Raw genomic sequence first — 21335 nt, 5'->3', positions numbered from 1 at the left:
GGAGGTTTATGTCCAAACGTAAACGTGTATCGTCAACAGAGAAGAAGCAGAAAAATGGTCACGGGCAAGGGATGGGTGTTGATTATAAGCCTTGGTTAGTCATTCAGGATGTATCTTCGTTAGGTCGTTCAACGCGTTTAAAAGGAATTAAAATTCCTCGACAGTATGAATTCTTATCAGATTTGGAACGAAACTACTTTTATTTATTGGAATACTCCGATTTAGTAGTGGATATCCGAGAGCAATATCCGCTACTCCCGATTGAAGAAACAATCATCATTGCAGATGAACTTGGTATCAAACATCCAGTGCATCCACAAACGAAAGAGCCGATTGTGATGACAACCGATTTTCTTGTTACAAAATTAGATAACGGCAAACCTGTTAATCTCGCACGAACGCTTAAATATAAAGATGATTTAATGGATGAACGTGTAATTGAAAAGTTCGAGATTGAACGAGAGTATTGGCAACGTCAAGGTGTCGATTGGGGAATCGTAACAGAGCTTGAAGTACCAAAAGAAATGGCACTCAATATTACCTTTGTACATGCGTATGCTGATTTAAGCCATATTGAAGATTTTCGGCATTTCGCAAAAGACGATCTAGATATGTTCAGTGTGTATTTACTTACGCATTTGTTGTCGTATGAGTTAACTGTACGAGAAGCAGCTATTCAATTAGAGCAAGTATTTAACCTTCCTTCTGGGAGTGGATTAACGTTGTTCAAGCATCTAGTTATTACAAAAGCGATTGAAATTGATTTGATGCATAAACTAGATGTGAATCAGATTATTGAAATCAAATCAATTCGTAAAGATTATTCACAGAAGGTGAGAGCAATATGATTTTTTACAATCAGGTATACCAATACGTGAGTAAAGAAGATAAAAATCGTATTCGAATCATCGAAATCGACGATCCCATCGCTTATTATGTAGAACTGCATGGTGATACTTCAATGCCGAAAAAAAGCGATATAAAAACGTTAGAAGCCGAGATAGAAGCTGGTGTGTTATTAGCGATATTAGACCCCTATATGGTTGGCTATGAGGATAAAGACTTAACGCCTAAGCAAATTGAAAAACGTGATGAAGATTGGCACGTTGTTTCAAATACGTGGGAGAAACATAAACTACAGCTACTTGAAAAGAAATTACGTGAGCAAAGTTTTGGTACCATTGCAGAAGCATTTAATTTAAGTAATTTAAAGGTAAAGCGTATATTCACTCGTTTTTGGCAGCGAGGCTTAAATAAAAACGCATTGTTGCCTGACTACATTTATTCAGGCGGCAAAGGTAAAGAACGTGATTTATCGAATGTGAAGGTAGGTAGACCACGCACGTATGCTTTATCCGATGAAACGAAACAAGGGATTAATATTACTGACGAAGTGAAGAAGCAATTTAAACATGTCATCAAAAAGTATTACCGGAAGAAAGAACAAATCACGTTAGCGGAAACATATGATTACTTGCTACGCGAATTTTACTCCCATCAATATACCGAAAACAGTGTAGTGAAATATAAAGTATGGGATGCGTCACGTATTCCGACATATAACCAGTTTTACTACTGGTTTAAAAAGTATGAAAATCCACAATTGGATATTTCATTACGAAAAAGTACAAAAGAATTTGATTTAAAACATAGACCGATTTTAAGTAACTCAACTTTAGAAACAGATGGACCGGGTACTCGATTCCAAGTCGATGCGACGATTGCTGATATTTATTTAGTGAGCTCTTTTGATCGGTCTTTAATTATTGGTAGACCTATCGTGTATGGTGTAATCGATGTGTATTCAAGAATGTTCACTGGGCTGTATGTAGGGCTAGAAGGTCCGTCATGGGCTGGTGCAATGATGGCACTAGATAATATGGTTACAGATAAAGTATCGTTTTGTGGTGAGTGTGGAATAGAAATTGATGAATCACAATGGCCAGCCAAGCATTTACCGGAAATCATTATTGCCGATAGAGGCGAATTTGAAGGTTATACAGTAGGAAGTTTGATTAATAATTTCAACATAAAAATCGAAAATACCTCAGCATATCGTGGTGATTTAAAAGGGATAATTGAACGTCAGTTTGGCACAATTAACGGCAAAATCAAACGCAAGACACCAGGAGCCATTCAAAAGGAATATAGGGAGCGTGGCGACAGAGATTATCGATTAGATGCTAGTCTCAACTTAGGAGAGTTCACAAAAATCGTTATTCACCTCGTTCTGCAACATAACCAGAAAATCATTGAGAAATACCCGTTAGAAAAAGGCATGATTGCAAGTGGCTTAATTGCTACACCTATTAACATTTGGGAGTGGGGAATTGCGAACAAAAAAGGTCGTTTGCAAACAATTACGGATAAAAATATATTCCGACTTAACTTGCTACCTAAAGGAAAAGCACGTATTACTAGAGCTGGAATTAAATTTAAAGGGTTATTTTATGGCTCTGAAAAGGCGATTAATGAGCAGTGGTATGCAAAGCTAAAGAATAAGAGCATCGACATTGTATATGACCCAAGAGTGATGGATCAAATTTATATTCCGCATACTGATGGACGCAGCTTTGATGTCTGTTATTTATTAGATACGAGCGCACAATACAAAGGTGATACGTTAGAGGAAATTGAGTTTTACCAACAGCTTTTACAAGAAGTAAAAGCGGAGGAACTCAATAAACAAAGAGAAAATATAATCAATACAGATGCAGCAATCGAAGAAATTGTGAAAAAGGCAATAAAGGAAAAGAAAGCAGTTCCTACGAATACGACGAAGGTTGAAAAAATTCGTGATATTAAAGTTAATCGGGCAGTAGAGAAACAGCTGAATCGAGAAGATGAGAAATTTGATTTAGTCGATAAACCTGAAATACCAGTAGCAAAAGTTGTTGAATTCCCTATGAAAACTGAAGAACCGCCAAAGAAATCTGGCTCACGTCTTATGAATAAATTAAAGAAGAAGCGAGCTGAGGAATTTGGAAAAGATGAATAACGCTGTGTTAAAAGGTGAGATGGAAGAAGCCATGTATAAGCCACAACCCCTTACTGAATACGCACATAATCCTTTTATCGAAGCTCTTCCACCAATTTTTGAAGAAGATGAAGTATTGGATCGTTTTATGGTGACACCACGTATTAGCCAGCAGGACAAGCAAAGTGAAACGAATATTAGATACCACGTGCTTAAGCGTGTGAAAAATTTTATTCAGCCTTTGCCAATTCACTTTGAAGTAGAGCGTCGATTATCAACATTAATTCGTCGTGGCTACTTAGCTCGCAATCCATTAGATAAAATGTTTTTAGAGCGTATTCGATTGTTACATCAACTACGTGAGAACGAGGAACAAGCACATAAATATATTGATAAACGCTTAAACCATATTCGCTCAACCGCAGATAGCCTTTCTATTATTGGCATCTCAGGTATCGGTAAAACAACGGCAATTGAACGATTGCTGTTAATGTATCCACAGGTGATCAAGCACGATACATATGAAGAGCAGCTGTTTAATCGTACGCAAATTGTCTGGCTGAAAATCGATTGTCCGTATGATGGAAGCCTATCAACTCTCTGTAAGAGTTTCTTTAAAGCGATTGATGATTTATTAGGTACACGTTATTTAGAGAAGTTTGGCTACTTAAATCGAATTACGTCTACAATGCTTCTACACATGACTACGCTAGCGAGCATGTATGGAATTGGTGTACTTGTCATTGATGAAATCCAGCACCTGCTACATTCGAAAAATGACCAAGAGGAAATGCTAAACTTCTTCGTTACTCTCTCGAATACAGTAGGCATTCCAACAGTTTTAATTGGTACATCAAAAGCGCAACAACTATTTAAAGGAAATTTCCGACAAGCTCGACGTGCTGCAAGTGATGGAGCAATTATTTGGGATCGTATGACTGAGGATAGTGAAGAATGGGAGTTCTTTTTAGAAACGCTTTGGGAACTGCAATGTTTAAAAAAGCGTTCGGAGCTGACGGAAGAAGTGAAAAAAGCCTTTTATGAAGAATGTCAGGGCATTACCTCGGTAGCGGTAAATTTATTTATACTTGCCCAAGAACGAGCGTTATTTGATGAGAATAATTCAGATGAAAAGATTACGGTTAAAGTGTTGAAGCAAACTGCGAAGAAGGATATGAAAATCATTCAGCCCATGCTCACAGCGATTCGTGAAAATGATTTTGCCGCGATGTATAAATATGAGGATATTATGATTAATCTAGATGAGCTGATGATCAATCATAAAAGGAATACAGAGTACGAGGGTAAAGTGAAAGCTGCAATGAAAGAACGCCAAAATACGCTGGAGTATAAGCGACAGGAAATGGTTGAGAGTTTGAGTGTTGAGGTTGCAGCTTTGGGGATATTTAAATCTTTAAATATAGAAGATATTAGGAATTTAACTACAAAAATAGTTGAAGGGAATTCTGTTGATACTAAATATAATGATTTGAAGTTAAAAATTGTTCAGAAAGCAATAGAATTAAATCAAAGGAAAGAGCACCAAGTGAAATTGAAAGATAAGCATAATGATAAGATACTACCTTTGAAAGCTATAAAGAAACATGCAGAATCAAAGAAAGTGCATTCTTATGAGATTCTTAAATCCAGTAGGTATATTAAGTGCCCATTAATTGAATTTTATTAAAAATATAAATTAGATAGTGAATGTAAGGGAGAAGGTTTTTATATGCTATATCAAGTGTTTATGGAAGTTACTAATATCTCAGGATCGAAAGAGAACTTTGAATTATTTGAGTTTGATAAGCCGGATAGAAACCAAATAATAGAAGATGTTATCCTACCATATTTAAATAAAGATGAACTTCAATTTAATGGCTATTTTTTAGAGGCTCAAAATGTAGTAAGAATAGTTGTAAAAACTACAGATGAATCAGTTAAAAAATTAGCTGAAATTGAAAATTCCAACAATCCCCCAGGTTTTTTCTTTTTCACAACAGAAGAGCACATTGTAGGAGGAGATAAACATACAAAGGACATAACAAAAGAAATAATTTCTGAAGCGAAGGAGAAAATGAGTAAAGCTGTAAAAAAGAAACAATCCGATGTGGAGTTTGATAAAAATAAAGTATTTATCGTGCATGGACATGACGAGGTTGTAAAGTTATCTGTGGCAAGATTTTTAGAAAGGTTAGGTTTACAACCAATAATATTACATGAACAAGCAAGTGGAGGCACAACCATTATTGAGAAAATTGAAAATAACTCAAATGTTGGTTTTGGAATTGTTTTATATACACCTTGTGATTTAGGGAAAGCAAAAAATGATGAAGAATTTAATGCCAGAGCTAGACAAAATGTTATTTTTGAACATGGCTATTTGATTGGAAAGTTAGGGAGATCGAATGTTTGTGCTCTAGTGAAAGATGATGTAGAGAAGCCTAATGATATATCTGGAGTTGTATATATAAATTATGATTCAGGAAACGGATGGCATCTAGAATTATTTAAGGAATTAAAAAACGCAGGATATGATATTAATGCCAATCTTTTATTTGGCTAAAGTTCATATGTAAAACTAAGTGGTGATTATATGCTACCCTTCTTCACAAATCCATATCCAGATGAGTTATTGTATTCTGCTATTGCACGTTATCACTTTTATAGTGGCAATCTTGATTGTAAAGATACGTTGGAAGAGTTGTTTGGCAGTCGTTCTGTGATTCCGAGTGTGGAGATTGGTAGTCATTTTTCTATATTGGCAGAAAAGCTAGGTTCCCATTACACTATCGAAACCATTTTAGCTAATCATACGATTTATCCTTATTATGCTATGTTCCTTTCAAAGAATCGGCAGCAAGAAATTATTCAGGATGTTGCTAATGATGGACAAGGACTTTATGCAAGATTAGGTATGGTCGCAGGGAGCATCTGTAGGAAGGATGGTCTGTACTATTGTGCGTCATGTACAAAAGGAGATCTAGAGCAATATGGTGAGCCGTACATTCATCGAAAACATCAGCTACAAGGAATTGATTATTGTCCACATCATGAAGTGCTGTTAAAGAAATACTCAGTTACTCCGAATGTAGTGAGCAGAATTGAGTTTATACGATTTGAAATAGAGCAGATGGATTTAGCACGTATTTATGAAGTTGATCCTTATGCTGAAATAAAAATCCAGTTAGCAAAGCAAGCATATAAGTTATTGCAGCAACCATTGCATTCATTGTCGAGGCAAGAAGTTTCACTGAAATATCGAGGATTATTAAGAGATTTAAAATTGGTTACCTCATCTAACCGTATTCGACAAAAAGAACTTTATAAAAAGTTTAAACAAAGGTTGCCTGTTGATCTCTTAGCGCAATATGAAAGTGAAGTGTATGTTGCTGATGAATATAATTGGCTAAAGGTACTTACACGAAATATGAAGCGTCACGTACATCCTTTTCGACATTTATTCATGCTACATTTTTTAGAACAAGATATAGATGATTTCATAGATTTAAAGGCTGATATAGGCCCGTTTGGTGAAGGACCATTTCCCTGTTTAAACCGAGCTGCATCGCATTATCAGAAGCTCGTTATACCATCTGTTGCAGTAACAAGAGATTTTAAAACAAATGCTCCAATTGGCACTTTTAAATGCGCTTGCGGCTTTACTTATGCTAGAAAGGGTCCTGATAAATCACCAGAAGACTGTTTTCGTATAGGTAAAGTAAAACAATTTGGACATGTATGGCAAGAGAGACTAAATCAACTAGCTGAAGGTGATTTAAGTATTAGGGCAATTGCCAAAGAAATAGGTGCAGATTCTAAAACGGTAAAAAGGTATTTACCGAATAATATCGAAATAAGTAAAGAAGTGTCGGAATCAAGTCAAGAGCTAATGGCAAAGTATAAACAGGACATTGTGGAGATTATTCGAGAGTTTTCACAATTATCTCGGACTACGTTACGTGTGAAATGTAAGAAACAATACATTTTCTTATATCGACATGATAAAGAATGGCTGATGGATGTTTTGCCTTCTAATCAAAAGAAACTGCAACCTACTATAACAGTTGATTGGTCTAAAAGAGATCAAGAGTATGTAGTAAAAATTAAAAGGATTTATAAAGATTTATTAGAGTTAGAGAAACCTATTCGTATTACACTTTCTTTAATCGGTAGAAGGCTTGGTATTTTAGTAAATTTGGAACGACATTTAGATAAATTACCGAAAACTGAAAGGCTTCTTTCAGCGATTACAGAATCTGTTCAACAATTTCAACTTCGCCGTTGTTGTATAGTAATTGACCGAATGATAATGAAGGATGAGCCAGTTATTTTATGGAAGGTGCAGAGGATAGCAGCAGTGAAATCGCATCATTTCCATGAGATTAAGCCATATTTAGAGAGCTATGTACAGCAAAAGCAGGATGTGAAGAACGATGAGCAAACAACAAGTTAAATTGGATAATTGGCCATTTAATAATGGAGAGAAAGCACAATTAACTTGGATAAGCTCTCCTTTTTGGCAATCTAAAAAAATTATGATTTATGCATATTTCAGAATCAATGGAAAAACAGAAAAGCTATTGGCAGATTGGGGAACATTGCCGGCATTAGCAATCCAACATTACTATATGAATGGCGATATTAGAAAAAGTATCGCACCAGCAGGGACAGAAGAAGTTGAAATGACCATTTATCCTAATAATGTAAGCTATTTCGAGAAGGAATGGAGCATTTACGGCACAAATGATAAGGATATGTCACGCAGTTTTATCGTTTCTTCTGATAACAAAAACTATATTCTTCCGTTAATTGAAGTCGTCCGAAGTATTTTAGCACCAAATCGTTTTTTACTTTATCGACTGTTTGAAACAAATTCTTTTCCACAATATTTTATTGAGCAATACGGAGCGAATAAAATTCATCTAGATTTTTCATCACTGTATCATCGCAAATACACAAAAGACAATTTTCTCTATCAATTAGTTTGGCTACTTTCCAATCAAGATTTAAGAAGAATTTTTGAAAACGTAGCCTACACATTTATTAATATGGGAATTGTAAAGTTTGATTGGTTATTTACAAAGCCAATTACAATTAAAGCGATTGTTAAATCAACTTCAAATGGTGGCACAATTCTTAGAATCACCAATGTTAAGAACAAACAAATTCCTTATAGTGAAATTTCATTTTCGCATCCTGAAATTATACAAACTGAGAAATCAGGTGAAGCTAAAAAGTACACGCTACATAGCAAAAGCGGTAATGGCAACCAGCAAAATGAATTAACGCTTGATGAACAAGTTGAAGGTACTACGGATAACTTCGATTTGATTGAAATGGAAAATCAAGTCCATGAGTATGTGAAGCTACCGAAAGTAACAAAAATACGGAGGAATTCTAATAAGCAGCGTAACTTTGAAGATGAAAATACGAAAAAATATTTTATTGATGATCAAGGTAGAAGATCGACCTCGGATGTTGGTGGAAATAAGGTTGCTAAGGGATTAGAAAATAAATCCCTTTACGATATTCAGGTACAAGGAGAATTGGGAGAGTTTATTAAAGTATTAAAGGTATTAGAAAATTATTCTGAAGTGCAGTCGATAAATGTGATTCAAGGGAGTTTGAATGAGTTTTCTGATACAAAAAGGTTTGTTTATTTGAATGATGGTGTTACTGAAAGGAAGTATGTGATTGCTGAAATTGTCTTGTTTGCAAACAAAGTAGTGAGTGTAATTGAAGTGGAGCGTGAAGATATGGCACTGTCCACTTTAATATGTAAATTAAAGATGCAGCAGGATAAAAATTATTGTTATAAACAAACTTTAAGCGGGCTAGTTAATAATAATGGGACATGGGATAAAAAGCAGTTGAGTTTTAATGAAATAAAATTTTCAACGCTGAAGCATGGTAAGAAAGAGGCTCAGCATAGAGCTAATCTCTTAGTAAATAAATTTATTAAAATATTGAGGGGAATTACATGCTAGAAACATTAGACATAAAGAGAAAGAAAATTGAAAGTACCTTAGAAAATTATATGGCGGATTTGGAAGAAGAAGGAAAACAAGAGATATTACTACATAAAGAGCAAATAGTAAGTAGTCTTATGTCTGGGGAATTCAGGGACTTAGGCGGATTAACAGCTATGAGAGGATTTGTCTATCAATATTATGTATCGATGTATTATATAGTATCTATGATATATCAAAAGAGGGATAATTGGTGGAGTTCAGTAGTATTAGAATATTTTGATGATATAACTTTGATTGGTGAAAATAAAATTCGATTTATACAAGTAAAAACAGTAAAAGAAGGGGGAGCTAAATCTCATGCACCCAATGATTTTGTTAAAAGAAAATCTTTAAAAGACCCTGAAAATCAAAAGTTACATTTTAATAGTTGGGTGGAAAAGAATATATTGAACTATGACTATTTCTTAGAATCTAATTTAATTGAAGAAGTTGATAAAAGTACTTACAACCCTCAATTTGAAATAGTGACTAATACTAAACAGAGTAGTTTGTCTAATTTAATAAATTATACTGGGAATATTAATTTTGAAATTAAGGATGCTATATGTTCTGAAGATAAATTAAAAGTAGCTATTTTAAAGCCAATTGAAAATTTAGGTTTTGAGTTCGGGGATTTTTCACAAAAAGAAATTGACTACTATTTAAAAAAGCTTTATATAAATAAATTTGGTTCAACAAGAGAGCTTTATGAAAACATTATAGACATGATTGAAGAAACAATTTTTATTACTGATATTAGAGCCAAATCTATAGCAGAATATGTATTTCAAAAAATGTTTGCATTTGTTATATCCAATAGTCATGAAGATAATGAAGATCGTATAAAAAAAGATGAATTAATAATAACTAAATTACAGATTGAATATTTAATAGCAGGATGGGTTACTGAAGCAAAAGAATTAATTAGTGAGCGTTCTTATTACGATAGTGCTTGGGCAATCTTTAACAGGGCTATATTGGATTTAGAGTCAGAGTTCAAGGAACAATTTGCAAATGAAAAATTAAAAGCCGAATTACTTAAAGAATTGCAATGGATTAATGAACATATTACAGAGAGTAATAGAGGAAATAGTACATATTGTGTATTAGTTCTTAATAAAATATTTAATGGAAATAACAATCTATCGATGTGGGATTTTGAACATGGTGATATTAAAAGCAATCTAAAAGAATCATTAAGGTTTATCATATATTTCCTTGTCTTTTATGAAGAACATTCGGAAGTTTACAATACGGCTAAATTGTTATTTCATGAGGGGCATTCAAGTGTGATAGATAACATTCTTTTTACATTATATCATGCCCGAAATAATTCGAATAAAGTAACATCTATGGAAAAAATAAAATTCAGCTTAAATGAATGTTATATTTCAAGACAAATTACTATAGATTTATATTGTTTACTTTTAGGAACAAAAAAAGATGTTGTAAATCCGACAGCCTCAAGTATTTCAAATATGTTTAAAGTTACGAGTACAAATAGTAATATGCATAAAATTACAGATGTACCTGATAACATGCGTTTTGTTGATGTGGGTGAAGTAGAAGAGTTGTTTGAAGGCTTTAAGGATGAAGGGATTGATTTAGAGAGTTTTAAACACAATGAGCTACTGCCAAAATGGAAAGAATATTTGGATGGGATAGTAAATAAATTGAAGGAGAATTACATTGAAGGTTGAAACAGTAATTGATTTTTTACAATTAAAAAGGTTTGAGCAATATCAATTTGAATCAGAGCTTATGAATCAATTTGAAGAGCATAATATAAATATTTGGGCTAGTGATACAAGGTTAATAATGTTAAAAGAATACAGAACACAAAATTCTTTATTAGATTGGGAAATGAAAGATCAAGCATGCATTGCGAGTGCATTATATCATATCCCCAAAAAATATCTCAATAATTTATATTTTTTTATGGTTTTAGATTTTAAGACTGATGAAATTGAATTAAGGCTAAAGATAAATAAGATAGAAAAAAACGAGTTGATTTGTAAGAAATACATTTTAAAAGATATAGATGATTTAAATAGAATTCCATTTTTAATGAAAATAGCTCCAGAAAGCGATACATTTGCCTTTGATGAAAAATTTAAAAAAAGAATTATGAAATTTAATGAGCAGATTGATGGTAAAGGAAATTTAAGTTTAGAAAAAGTAATGAATGATTATTTTAATAATTATTTGAGTAATAAGCAGGCTAGCAAAATAAAAATAGAAAGCTTATTAGAAATAGGAGATTAAAAATGTTTATTGGAAAAATAATATTAAACAATTTTCGCATTTTTAGAGGGGTACATGAGTTTGATTTTTCAAATAAAAAGGTAATTGTAGTAGAAGGACCGAATGGGCATGGTAAAAGTACAATTTTTGATGCGATTAATTGGGTTATTTCAGGAAAGATTTCTAGATATGTGGGTTCGTCTGAACATCAACAATTTAACTACATTATAAATAGTGATGCTTATTTAAGTAACGTGAACGAAGCGTCGGTTGAAGTATATTTTAATAGTGAGAAAGAGTTAACTATTAAAAGAATTGTTAAAAGGAATGGTTCCACTAAATTATTTATAAACGGTCAACAACTAGGGTTAAGAGAAGGACAAAAAGAAATAGTCCAATTGTTAGTTAATGAGAAGATAGTAAATGATGCTAACTTACTTGATTCTATTGATTTACTTTCATTTATAGAATCAACTTTAATTTTATCTCAGGAAAATTTAGAAGAATTTGTTAGAGGTAATAAACCGACTGAAAGATATTCTAAGTTAGAACAAATTTTAGGTTTAACAAGATATGGACAAGACTTTAAGGATTATTTACAAGAGTTAAAAAAAGAGTATTTGACGGAATATAATCATATTATTTCAAAACAAGAAGATTTGAGGCACAAACGAGAGTTGTTAAATGCAGAATACCAACCTAAACTGCAACAAAGTGAAAGAGATGGGAATAAACCAAAATCGAAAATTTTAGATGAACTTAATACATTTTGGGGGAACTTACAGAACTACTCACTTAAATCATTTAATAGCCCTAAAAATTTCCATGATATTACTATAGATGAATATGAGAATTTAAAAAAGTATATTGAATCTATAGAAGATGAATTAAAGAGGTTCGACTTTTTAAAATTTGAGATAGAACAAAAAGAGATTTATGTAAATGATACAGAGTATAACGAAAAAATAATAAACTATAAGAACAACATAGATACTTTAAAAGGGAAAAAGTTCAAACGTGAAAAAGGTATAGAAAAAGCTGATTTAATAAGAGAGAAATTAAGAAGGATTGCTTTAACTAATAATTATTTAGATGATAAGAAAATTGAAAAGGAAAATATAAAAGTAGACACTAGTAATATCATTAAAAAGTTGGAGATTGTCTCCAATAATGTAGGGGTAGATTATGTAAGTTTGACTTATGAAAAAGTATCTGATTTTATCGAAGAATTTAGATTAAATAATGATGTTTTAAAGAAATTATTAGAGAAAAATAGCATTTTGGAACATGAGAACCAATTGACTTTATTAACACGTAAAGCAGAGATGTTAGAAACGGCATGCACCCCAAAAAATAAGCTTGTGAATGATTTGCAAAATAAAATTAAGATAATTGATAAGCAAATTTTAGATTTAGATAATCAGAAAAAGAGTAATTTAGAGTCTCAAATAAATACGATTATACATGAAGTTCAAACTCATTTGATAAATAGTAATGAACAAAAATGTTTAGTGTGTGGTTCTACTTTTAGTAGTAATGAAGAATTAAAAGATTCTATACGTATGCAGTTAGAAGTCTCAAAAAAGTTAGTAAATGGATTTGAAATAGCTCTAAATGAATACAAGGTTCAGAAAAACAAGTTGAATGTGGAGCAAAAAGTAACAGAACAAGAGTTAAAAGTTTCTCAGAAGGAATTAGAAAACTTGAGAAAAGAAATAAAAGAATTGAAAAATAAAATTGTAGTTATGCGTCTTAATAATTCAATTGATATAGAAGATATCGGGCAAATTCAAATAGAAATAAAAAAAGTACAAAATTATAAACAGAATAATGATAATAAATATAAGGGCTTTATTGAGATTAAAAAAGGATTAGATTTATGGAATGATTTGAAGCTAAAAATAGAGAGAATTACTGAAGAAGAGAAAGAAATCCTTGCAAAGCATACTAGCTACAGATATTTTATTGAGGACCAAAGAAAGCTACAATTAAAACTAAATAAAATAGAAAGTTATATTAATATCGCTAAAGTAAAAATTCAAGAGTACGATAAACAAATATTAGAATTGAATCAGATTATTCAAGATATAGAGAGAAAGCTGCAGCAACTAGTCCAAATTAAAAGTGAATTAGAAAAGATGATTAATTGTGAACTGGTACTAAATAGTAGTGAGATATTAGATTTCATTATAGAAAATATTAGTTTGTTAAAAAATGAAAGATTTGAATCTAGAAATCTTTTAAAAACAATAGAAAAATATATGGATGACATTAAATTAAGAGAGATGGAATCAAAAATTGAAAATTACGACCAAGAAAATCTAGTATTACAAAAACAAATTGATCAATATGTCAAAATGGATGAACAATTGAAAAGTTTATTTACTTATCATACTCAAGTACAAAGTTCTTTAGTGAATGAATATTTGAATGGTCTATCCTTAGCAATAAATAATTATTTTAGACAAATTTCTCCACATTCTTACTTTAACTATATTAATTTAATAACGAAAAAAAATGAATTATTTATACTTTTAAAAGATAATCAAATTGGGTCTGTAGATATCGAAAGTGATATAGAAGACTCAGTAAACGCTAGTCTTACTTTAAGCGCTGCACAATCGACTATATTAGCAATGAGTATATTTTTAGCTTTAAATAAATCTCAAAATTGGAGTAAATTAAATGTAATAGGAATTGATGATCCATTCCAAAATCTAGATGATATTAATGCATATTCTTTCATAGACGTTCTGTCTAATTTAGTTTCAGTAGAGGATAGACAAATCCTGATTAGTACCCATGATTCGGATTTTGCTAGGCTAACAGTTAGAAAAATGAATTTAGACTCAGATGATTATGCATATATAAAAATACAATCTTATACTAGAGAGGCCATAGAGATTCAATCTGAGCAGTATCGGTCTCCCGGAGAATAAAATGATATAGTTTTAATCAATCTTTTTTATAAAAGGTAAATCATTATAAAGTTTAAAGCCATGCATTTTGATCAAACTTTGTTCAAAACGAATGAGTTTCTTCTATATTGTAATTAATGTTTGTAGCACTCATTTAATCAAACTTTATTCTTAAGCTACAACTAACTACCTGTTTTGTTAAAAAAATGTAAAAAAGCAATATTCAGTATTTATCCCTATTGTTTTACACTATACTAAGAAGGATATGTTAAAATAATTAAACGGGGTGATAATATGAAAGAGAAAAAGCCACCATTTAATGATGCAATAGATCATTTTAATAAGATTGAGGGAAATGCTACAGACCCTTCAAATGCCAAACTTAAGAATTTACCAAAACCCATTAAGTACATTGGTTATTTTATTGTTTTTTTTCTCATAATAGCGTTTTTAATAATTTTCATTTTAAATGTAATAAAATGAAAATAGGAAAACATTCACTTAAGGTCGTGTGAAAAAACTGAGAGCCTTCAAAAAAGGGTGTACATATATAGCACACCCTTTTTCTAATTGGGGCCCCGTCCCGAAAGCCCGGATTTACAACGCTAAGCCTATTTTCAAGACGTTTCCCCCATTTTTAACAACGTTAGAAAGTTTAAGTGGTCTTAAACGGGTGCTTTTCCTTAATAATACAACATAAAGATCTTCAACAATCGGGCGCGATTGTGGTGCAACATAGATAGGAAATGATCAAACTTTTTTATAAAAGAATGAACCAACTGAAAATATTAAGAGCGTGTTTTGATCAATCTTTTTTTCAAAACACGCTCTTTTCTATGATCGTTTATCAAGGTTATTAGTATCAATTTGATCAAACTTTATTTTAAAGCAACAAAAAGTACTCTTCCTTGTAACAAAAACGGAACGTTTATGTTATAAATATCCTAAAAAACACTTATTGGTAAATAATGTATACTTATGACCTATTTTTACACGTATCTCGGCTGAACCCCAAATAAAGAGCAGGATAGTGAAAGAAGGAATTTTTACTTTTTTGTTGAAGTATGTTCCTAAGAAGGGATTTCGTGAGTTATTGAATATGCGAGAGGATGAAAAGAATGGCTAAAAATAGAAATGAGGTCTTGGAATGGATTAAGGCTCTCTTTATTGCAATAGTATTAGCTTTTATTATTCGTGCTTTTTTCTTTACACCAATTGTAGTTGACGGAGCTTCAATGGAGCCTACCTTGCAAGACCAAGACCGTATGATTGTAACGAAAATAGGAGAACCGAAAAGATTTGATATTATTGTTTTTCACGCATCAGAGGATAAAGATTATATTAAACGTGTAATAGGATTGCCTGGAGACCGTATTGAATATAAAGATGATATATTATATATAAATGGAAAACCTTATGATGAAACGTATTTAGACGAATATAAACAAGAAGTAACCGATGGGCCATTAACTAATTCATTTACATTACGAGAGACTCCAGTAGGTAGAGACGTAGTTCCAGAAGGACATCTGTTCGTTATGGGTGATAATAGAAGATACAGTAAGGATAGTCGCCATATAGGGGCTGTTCCTATGGAAAAGGTAGTGGGAACAACGAAAATTGTTTATTATCCTATTGAAAAGATAAAAGTAATTGATAATTAAGGATGTCTAATTAGAGAGGAAAAGGTCTAATTGTTCAACTAAAGGGTAGCTTTACTTTAATAACAATCTTCCACAATCGGGCGCTTTTCTGAAGGAATAGCGCTTATTTTCATTATAGGGCCAGATTGTGGAAGAACGCTCGGTGGTAAGATTTTAAAAAATAGAGATTGTGAAGGAATACATTTAAAGTAACGGAGCTATCAAAATAGAGTTTATTATCGTTATTCCATTAACGAAGCAGGTTACATCAAGAAGAAATTTACTCCAAATAATCCTCTATATAGGTATGATAAATATGTATAAAAAGATAGGAGGATGTTATGGAAGTTTTTAAATTCGGTAAAGAGTTAGGTCAAGCAATTAACAATTACAATTCTGTTTCAGCTTTTTACTTAAAGATAATGAAGACGGTGGAACCGATCAATATAGGCTTAATGCACATAGAAAAAGGTGGCGTACTTGGCTACCACAAAGCACCAGTTCCTCAGCTTTTCATTTTAGTAGAAGGCGAGGGAGTTAAAGAAAGTCTATCCAATCAACTAATCTAGGAGATTTGCTAATTACCCACTTCAAATATTGGAAATTATAGTATAATAGTGGTAACAATTTCTTATTTGGAGGGGTGTATGATAGATAAGCAGATTTATGAATACGGATTTAGTAAAAAGGAATTTGCCTTTTGCGAGGAGAAAGTGAAGGCTATGGATTGATGGCTGACGAGAAAAAACATAAACATTTGGAAATGATTCAGGGTGTTATCACTCGTATGGGTTCCAACTCATTTATTATCAAAGGATGGTCGGTTACTGCATTCGGTGCAATGTATGCTTATTGGCTTGCTAAAAGTGATTACTTGATTTTAATTTTGATTCTTGGTGTTGTACTTTTGTTCTGGTTTCATGACGCTTATTATTTGTATTTGGAGCGTGGTTTTAGGAATTTATATGATGAAGTGCGAAAAAAAGATGATGACCAAATTGATTTTGAAATGACACCGATTTTCAAAGAAAAAGGGATTTGTACTGCCCTGAGACCTATTCTTGGATGGACTTATGGTAGTATCACATTAATTACAATAGTTTTACTTTTTATTTTTAAACCCTAAGGAGGTTTTTATGGCTAGTAATGTATTTGTGTCCTTTAGATTTTCTGATGGATTAGACTTTAAAAATAAGCTTGTTGAAAAATTCGACGAACTCCAGTACACAATCAATAAGTCTGAAGATGAAGATCGCTCGAATATGAGTGAAGATACTATTCAAAAATATCTTTATGAAAAACTCGAAGACTGTTCATTGACGATTGTTGTATTAACACCAAATGCAATCAATTACAATACAAAGCAAGTTTTTGATAATGGAACATGGTCTTATAAAAATGTTTATGATGATTGGCTTTATGATGAATTGCGTTATTCATTAGAAGACCGCACTGGGAATCGCACTAATGGAGTAATTGCGCTTTATACACCAGAAGCTAAAAGTTATGTTATTTCTGCTGAAACAGACGAAGTTACGACCATTACTGATTTTGAAAACTTAGTACGAAAAAATATGCTAAACGTCAAAAAAACATATAAATATTGCCCAACAGAAGGGAGATGGAACTCTGCTAAAGATAATTATATTTCTCTAGTAGCTTTCGATGACTTTATGAAAAATCCTAAGGATTATATTGATTCAGCACTTGAAAAACGAAATAGGACAGATCAATTTGATTTAGTGAAGCGAATGAAACCATAGGTAAGTTTATGGGATTTATGAAATATAGTTATAAAGAAATTTGCGAAAGAATTAAGGGATTTTGTGAACTAGCCTTTATAATTGTCTAAAATAATATTTTAAAAGAAATCCCGCTCATACAAATGAGCGGTTTTTATTTTAATTTATAAACGAAGCCCTTTGGGGAAATTACTAACTTTTGTTACTTTCAAAAAAATAAAAATATGAGAGTTATTAAGAATGAAATAAAATGTAGAAAAATGTATTATAATAGATATATAGGTAAATACGACCATACTGTTTTAAGGATAATAGTAATTAACTTAACAGTAAATAGTGTAGATGATTGCTAAGAATGACTTAGGGTTTTTTACCTAATAAAGTAAAAAGCACAGGATAATAAGAGGTGGTTTGGTGAGAGCATATATTGTTCACCCAAGAATAACATTAGGAGAAGTACAAATATCAAATGATTTTTTTAAGTTTTTTCGAGATGAATTAGAAAAGCATGCTGAGACGACACCGATTACAAGTGAAATGGTACTCCACTCGATAATGCAGCCGATCAATGAAGATATTGTTATCTTTTTTAATAGAACAAATGATTCCTATTCTTCATCATTTCAATCATTCCTTAGAGATGCAGTTGAGACTGGTGCGAAGCTTCTTCCTGTCGCAATAACTCCTGCACATCGTGTACCTCCTAGTTGCATACCAGATTCCCAAAGCTATGATGTGTATGATGCCCTTCAACGCAGAAAATTGACCCAATCACAATTAGAAACAGTAGCTATTGCAATGGCAAGGGATGTGGTTTCAATACTACAACCCACATTGACTAGAAGGAACATGGTTCTGTTTTTAAGTCACCGTAGAATAGATGGTGAGGAAATAGCAGGAGCATTTTATGATGAGTTATGTTTGAGGGCTCAGGATCGATTCCGAGATTTAAGTGATATACTGGTTGGTGAAGATGCTCAAGAAGTCATTGAACGTAATCTTCGTAAGAGTGATGCAGTCGTTTTCCTAGACACTCCTCTAAGCGGAGAGTCTCAATGGATTGAGTTAGAATTGAAGATGGCATTAACTATGAACTTACCAATAGTGTGGGTGAAACTCGGAGAGGATACAGATCGAGTAGACCTAAAGATAAAACCAGCAGATTTTCCACATTTTGTAGATTCTAAAATCGAGTTGGGTTTGAGAAGAGTTGACCAAAATCTTGTTGATTCTGTTATTCATAAAGCATTTGAAATTTCTAGAGAAAATGCCAAGAATATATTTGGTCATCTACAACGTATACGTGATTTACAAAGGGAGGGGAAGATTACCCTTGAGGTTCTAGACCAGCGACATTATTTGTATCAGGTTAATATACCTCGCGGAGGTTACCGGTACGTACAACGACCAATGACACATCTTATTAGTTTTTATGGAAGAATACCACGCGATGAGGACAAGAATATGTTTTCCAGTTCAATTATAGAGCAGGGCTATTCAAAACACCCACGGTTGGGACATGTTTATGATTCAGCATTAATGCTTGCACCAATGGCTTCGCAAAATAATGAAGAAGTGTTAGAGGACCCCCACTTTATTGACTCGTGTGATGACTATGTTTCAAGTCTAGAGCTTCTATTCAGGGGAAACTTACCCAAGGATGAGACCAAAAAAGGTGTTATTATCTCGGGAGCGTTTCCTGACTGTGCTCCAGAATATCAGCAAGCTCTTTGGAATGCTCTCTGTGCTTTTGTGGAAGCTATACTTGACAGAAATTGGACCGTTGTTTTCGGTGCACATCCAACTTTCCAACAAGTAATTTTTGATAAAGCAAAGCTAAGACGTCCAGATGATTTTATTCAAGCTGTACACTTGTTTATCTCAAAACATTTTGTTACACAAGCAACCATTGAAGAGATGTCATCTCAAGCAACTGTAACTGGGATAGACCAAGTTGATAATGACCGGGATAAGAGCCTGACCGCAATGAGAAAAGCGATGATTAAACCAGAAAATGCATCATGTATGATAGTAATAGGAGGGAAGACCTTAAGGCCAGGCATTCCACCTGGTGTTGACGAGGAAATATCACTTGCAATATCTCAAAATATTCCTGTCTTCTTAATTGGGTCGGTTGGAGGAAGAGCAGCAGAAATTGCTTCAGAGCTCCATAGAGAAGGATGGAAGGGAAAGCCAAACAATCTATCTGAGGAACTTAATCGAGAATTAATGATTAGCCCAGATTATGCAAGGTTGGCAAAGAAATTATTTGATACATTAGAAATTTAATGAGTAAACAAGTAATTGTGGGTAGTGATAATGGGAAATAAGATATTAGTGTCATATAAATATAATGATAGTAGCGTTTATCCTCTAAACGACGAACCAGGCACTAAAGCAATGATACTATGTCAAGAAAATAGACACAGATTTTCTACCGCGCTATCGCTTGGTGGCCTGCACAAAAAAGTTTAAAAGAAAACCATTTTTAAACTTTTTTATGCAGGAAAATTTTATGCCACTGTTTGAACATACATTTTCTCGAATTCATTAGGTGTGTGATAGTCAAGAGTTGAATGAATTCGCTTTGAATTATAGAAGAATTCGATATATTCAAAGATCGATTTTCTGGCTTCATTTCTTGTTCTGTATCTTGTTTGATAAACGAGTTCACGTTTAAGAATACCGTGAAAGGACTCGATACAAGCGTTGTCGTAACAGTTTCCTTTGCGGCTCATGCTGCCAATCATCTGATATTGTTTTAATAGTTTCTGATATTCAGTTGATGCATACTGGACGCCACGATCGGAGTGATGAATAAGCCCATTACCAGGCTTCTGGCGATGGTACGCCATTTTTAAAGCATTCATCACTAGCTCCTTTGTCATCGTTTTATCCATAGACCATCCGACAATTTTGCGGGAATACAAATCCATGACACTTGCCAAATAAAGCCACCCCTCATTTGTCGGGATGTACGTAATATCTGTAACCCACGACTGGTTGGGCTTGTCCGCCTTAAATTGTCTATTTAACACATTTTCACTTATTGGATGATGGTGCTTGGAATTGGTCGTAGCTTTATATTTTTTGGTTGTGCAAGATTTCCAATTATTCTTTGTCATGATGCGTGAAACTGTACGCTGGCTTACTTTTATTCCTCGCTTGTTTAGCATTTTTGTAATTTTTATGCTTCCATAGCGTTGCTTGAATTCAATGTGAGTTTTCAAGACCTGTTGAGACAGTTCCTCATGCTTTTTCTGTCGGCTACTCTTTGGTCGTTTTATCCATTTGAAATAGCCGCTTTTAGAAACTCCCAGGACTTTGCACATCTTCTCCACTCGGTATTGGGAGTGATGATGATGAATAAAATCATACTTTACCGAGGGCTTTTCGCGAAGTAGTGCATCGCCTTTTTTAAAATTTCGTTTTCCTCCTCCAGATCACGCAATTGTTTTTGTAATGCTTTTAGTTCGGCTTCTGGAGATGAAAATGTTTGTACAGCCTTTACCTCGGGCTGTTCACCATATTTCTTGACCCATCCATGTAAAGTATTTATATTGATTCCAGTTTCTCTAGCCACTTGTGCGACTGGTTTATTGTTCTCAAGAATATACTTCACTGTTTCTTTTTTGAATGTTTCATCATAACGTTTACCAGTACCTTTGGTCATGTAGACACCCCATTATTGTTGTTTATTTTATTATAACAATCTGTGTCTACTTTTTAGTCTAGCATCACAAGGCATTACGTAGATGGATTTGAAAAAAACTAAAAGATAAAATTTATGATAGTAGCAT

At 32.9% G+C, this 21335-nt stretch carries 16 protein-coding genes; 15 read left to right on the top strand and 1 reads right to left on the bottom strand.

Annotation, left to right across the window (positions count from 1 at the left end; translation table 11 throughout):
• Positions 1-8 precede the first annotated feature (8 nt).
• The 15 genes from KHA94_RS22240 (at position 9) to KHA94_RS22170 (ending at position 19824) form a co-directional block, all read left to right on the top strand.
• Complete coding sequence (locus tag KHA94_RS22240) at positions 9-848, top strand: TnsA endonuclease N-terminal domain-containing protein (protein WP_213104301.1); 840 nt, start codon at positions 9-11, stop codon at positions 846-848.
• Complete coding sequence (locus tag KHA94_RS22235) at positions 845-2998, top strand: Mu transposase C-terminal domain-containing protein (RefSeq protein WP_213104300.1); 2154 nt, start codon at positions 845-847, stop codon at positions 2996-2998. Before KHA94_RS22240 ends, KHA94_RS22235 begins: the two co-directional genes overlap by 4 nt.
• On the top strand, positions 2991-4664 hold the full coding sequence (locus KHA94_RS22230; RefSeq protein ID WP_213104299.1) for an ATP-binding protein: 1674 nt from the start codon (positions 2991-2993) through the stop codon (positions 4662-4664). Before KHA94_RS22235 ends, KHA94_RS22230 begins: the two co-directional genes overlap by 8 nt.
• A gap of 42 nt (positions 4665-4706) precedes the next feature.
• On the top strand, positions 4707-5540 hold the full coding sequence (locus KHA94_RS22225; protein ID WP_213104298.1) for a TIR domain-containing protein: 834 nt from the start codon (positions 4707-4709) through the stop codon (positions 5538-5540).
• Between the two features lie 30 nt (positions 5541-5570).
• On the top strand, positions 5571-7430 hold the full coding sequence (locus tag KHA94_RS22220; protein WP_213104297.1) for a TnsD family Tn7-like transposition protein: 1860 nt from the start codon (positions 5571-5573) through the stop codon (positions 7428-7430).
• Entirely contained in the window at positions 7411-8964 is a 1554-nt protein-coding gene (locus KHA94_RS22215; RefSeq protein WP_213104296.1) for a Tn7-like element transposition protein TnsE, read from the top strand. Before KHA94_RS22220 ends, KHA94_RS22215 begins: the two co-directional genes overlap by 20 nt.
• Entirely contained in the window at positions 8958-10688 is a 1731-nt protein-coding gene (locus KHA94_RS22210; RefSeq protein ID WP_213104295.1) for a dsDNA nuclease domain-containing protein, read from the top strand. Before KHA94_RS22215 ends, KHA94_RS22210 begins: the two co-directional genes overlap by 7 nt.
• Positions 10678-11253, top strand: a complete 576-nt coding sequence (locus KHA94_RS22205) for an ABC-three component system middle component 1 (RefSeq protein WP_213104294.1) — start codon at positions 10678-10680, stop codon at positions 11251-11253. The genes KHA94_RS22210 and KHA94_RS22205 overlap by 11 nt, the downstream gene beginning before the upstream one ends.
• 2 nt (positions 11254-11255) lie before the next feature.
• Positions 11256-14171, top strand: a complete 2916-nt coding sequence (locus tag KHA94_RS22200; RefSeq protein ID WP_213104293.1) for an AAA family ATPase — start codon at positions 11256-11258, stop codon at positions 14169-14171.
• A 273-nt stretch (positions 14172-14444) separates the two neighbouring features.
• Positions 14445-14633 (top strand): amino acid transporter, encoded by a 189-nt coding sequence (locus KHA94_RS22195; RefSeq protein WP_213104292.1) that lies wholly within the window; start codon positions 14445-14447, stop codon positions 14631-14633.
• Between the two features lie 635 nt (positions 14634-15268).
• Complete coding sequence (gene lepB, locus KHA94_RS22190) at positions 15269-15814, top strand: signal peptidase I (RefSeq protein ID WP_213104291.1); 546 nt, start codon at positions 15269-15271, stop codon at positions 15812-15814.
• Between the two features lie 320 nt (positions 15815-16134).
• Positions 16135-16362, top strand: a complete 228-nt coding sequence (locus tag KHA94_RS22185) for a hypothetical protein (RefSeq protein ID WP_213104290.1) — start codon at positions 16135-16137, stop codon at positions 16360-16362.
• A 131-nt stretch (positions 16363-16493) separates the two neighbouring features.
• A complete protein-coding gene (locus KHA94_RS22180) occupies positions 16494-16919 on the top strand; it encodes a hypothetical protein (RefSeq protein ID WP_213104289.1) in 426 nt (141 codons plus the stop codon).
• Between the two features lie 10 nt (positions 16920-16929).
• Positions 16930-17556: a TIR domain-containing protein gene (locus tag KHA94_RS22175; protein ID WP_213104288.1), complete on the top strand. Its 627-nt coding sequence runs from the start codon at positions 16930-16932 to the stop codon at positions 17554-17556.
• A 393-nt stretch (positions 17557-17949) separates the two neighbouring features.
• Positions 17950-19824, top strand: coding sequence for an SLOG domain-containing protein (locus KHA94_RS22170; RefSeq protein WP_213104287.1), 1875 nt, complete (start codon positions 17950-17952; stop codon positions 19822-19824).
• Between the two features lie 224 nt (positions 19825-20048).
• Here the strand turns inward: KHA94_RS22170 and KHA94_RS22165 are convergent.
• Positions 20049-21208 (bottom strand): IS3 family transposase gene (locus tag KHA94_RS22165; RefSeq protein ID WP_249365496.1). Its coding sequence is split into 2 segments (ribosomal slippage): positions 20049-20947 and positions 20947-21208, totalling 1161 coding nucleotides; the frame shifts between segments, so codons are not numbered across the junction.
• Positions 21209-21335 lie beyond the last annotated feature (127 nt).

The organism is Cytobacillus citreus (genome assembly GCF_018343665.1).
In the GTDB taxonomy this organism is placed as follows: domain Bacteria; phylum Bacillota; class Bacilli; order Bacillales; family Cytobacillaceae; genus Cytobacillus; species Cytobacillus citreus.
The sequence above is the reverse complement of the archived record's forward strand: the minus strand, read 5'-3'. Positions and strand labels throughout refer to the sequence as shown.

What these genes read in the sequence shown, in the direction of transcription:
- KHA94_RS22230 (WP_213104299.1), top strand. Translation starts at nt 2,991, where the DNA reads ATGAATAACGCTGTGTTAAAAGGTGAGATGGAAGAAGCCATGTATAAG.
- KHA94_RS22210 (WP_213104295.1), top strand. Translation starts at nt 8,958, where the DNA reads ATGCTAGAAACATTAGACATAAAGAGAAAGAAAATTGAAAGTACCTTA.
- KHA94_RS22235 (WP_213104300.1), top strand. Translation starts at nt 845, where the DNA reads ATGATTTTTTACAATCAGGTATACCAATACGTGAGTAAAGAAGATAAA.
- KHA94_RS22240 (WP_213104301.1), top strand. Translation starts at nt 9, where the DNA reads ATGTCCAAACGTAAACGTGTATCGTCAACAGAGAAGAAGCAGAAAAAT.
- lepB (WP_213104291.1), top strand. Translation starts at nt 15,269, where the DNA reads ATGGCTAAAAATAGAAATGAGGTCTTGGAATGGATTAAGGCTCTCTTT.
- KHA94_RS22185 (WP_213104290.1), top strand. Translation starts at nt 16,135, where the DNA reads ATGGAAGTTTTTAAATTCGGTAAAGAGTTAGGTCAAGCAATTAACAAT.
- KHA94_RS22195 (WP_213104292.1), top strand. Translation starts at nt 14,445, where the DNA reads ATGAAAGAGAAAAAGCCACCATTTAATGATGCAATAGATCATTTTAAT.
- KHA94_RS22175 (WP_213104288.1), top strand. Translation starts at nt 16,930, where the DNA reads ATGGCTAGTAATGTATTTGTGTCCTTTAGATTTTCTGATGGATTAGAC.
- KHA94_RS22225 (WP_213104298.1), top strand. Translation starts at nt 4,707, where the DNA reads ATGCTATATCAAGTGTTTATGGAAGTTACTAATATCTCAGGATCGAAA.
- KHA94_RS22220 (WP_213104297.1), top strand. Translation starts at nt 5,571, where the DNA reads ATGCTACCCTTCTTCACAAATCCATATCCAGATGAGTTATTGTATTCT.
- KHA94_RS22200 (WP_213104293.1), top strand. Translation starts at nt 11,256, where the DNA reads ATGTTTATTGGAAAAATAATATTAAACAATTTTCGCATTTTTAGAGGG.
- KHA94_RS22215 (WP_213104296.1), top strand. Translation starts at nt 7,411, where the DNA reads ATGAGCAAACAACAAGTTAAATTGGATAATTGGCCATTTAATAATGGA.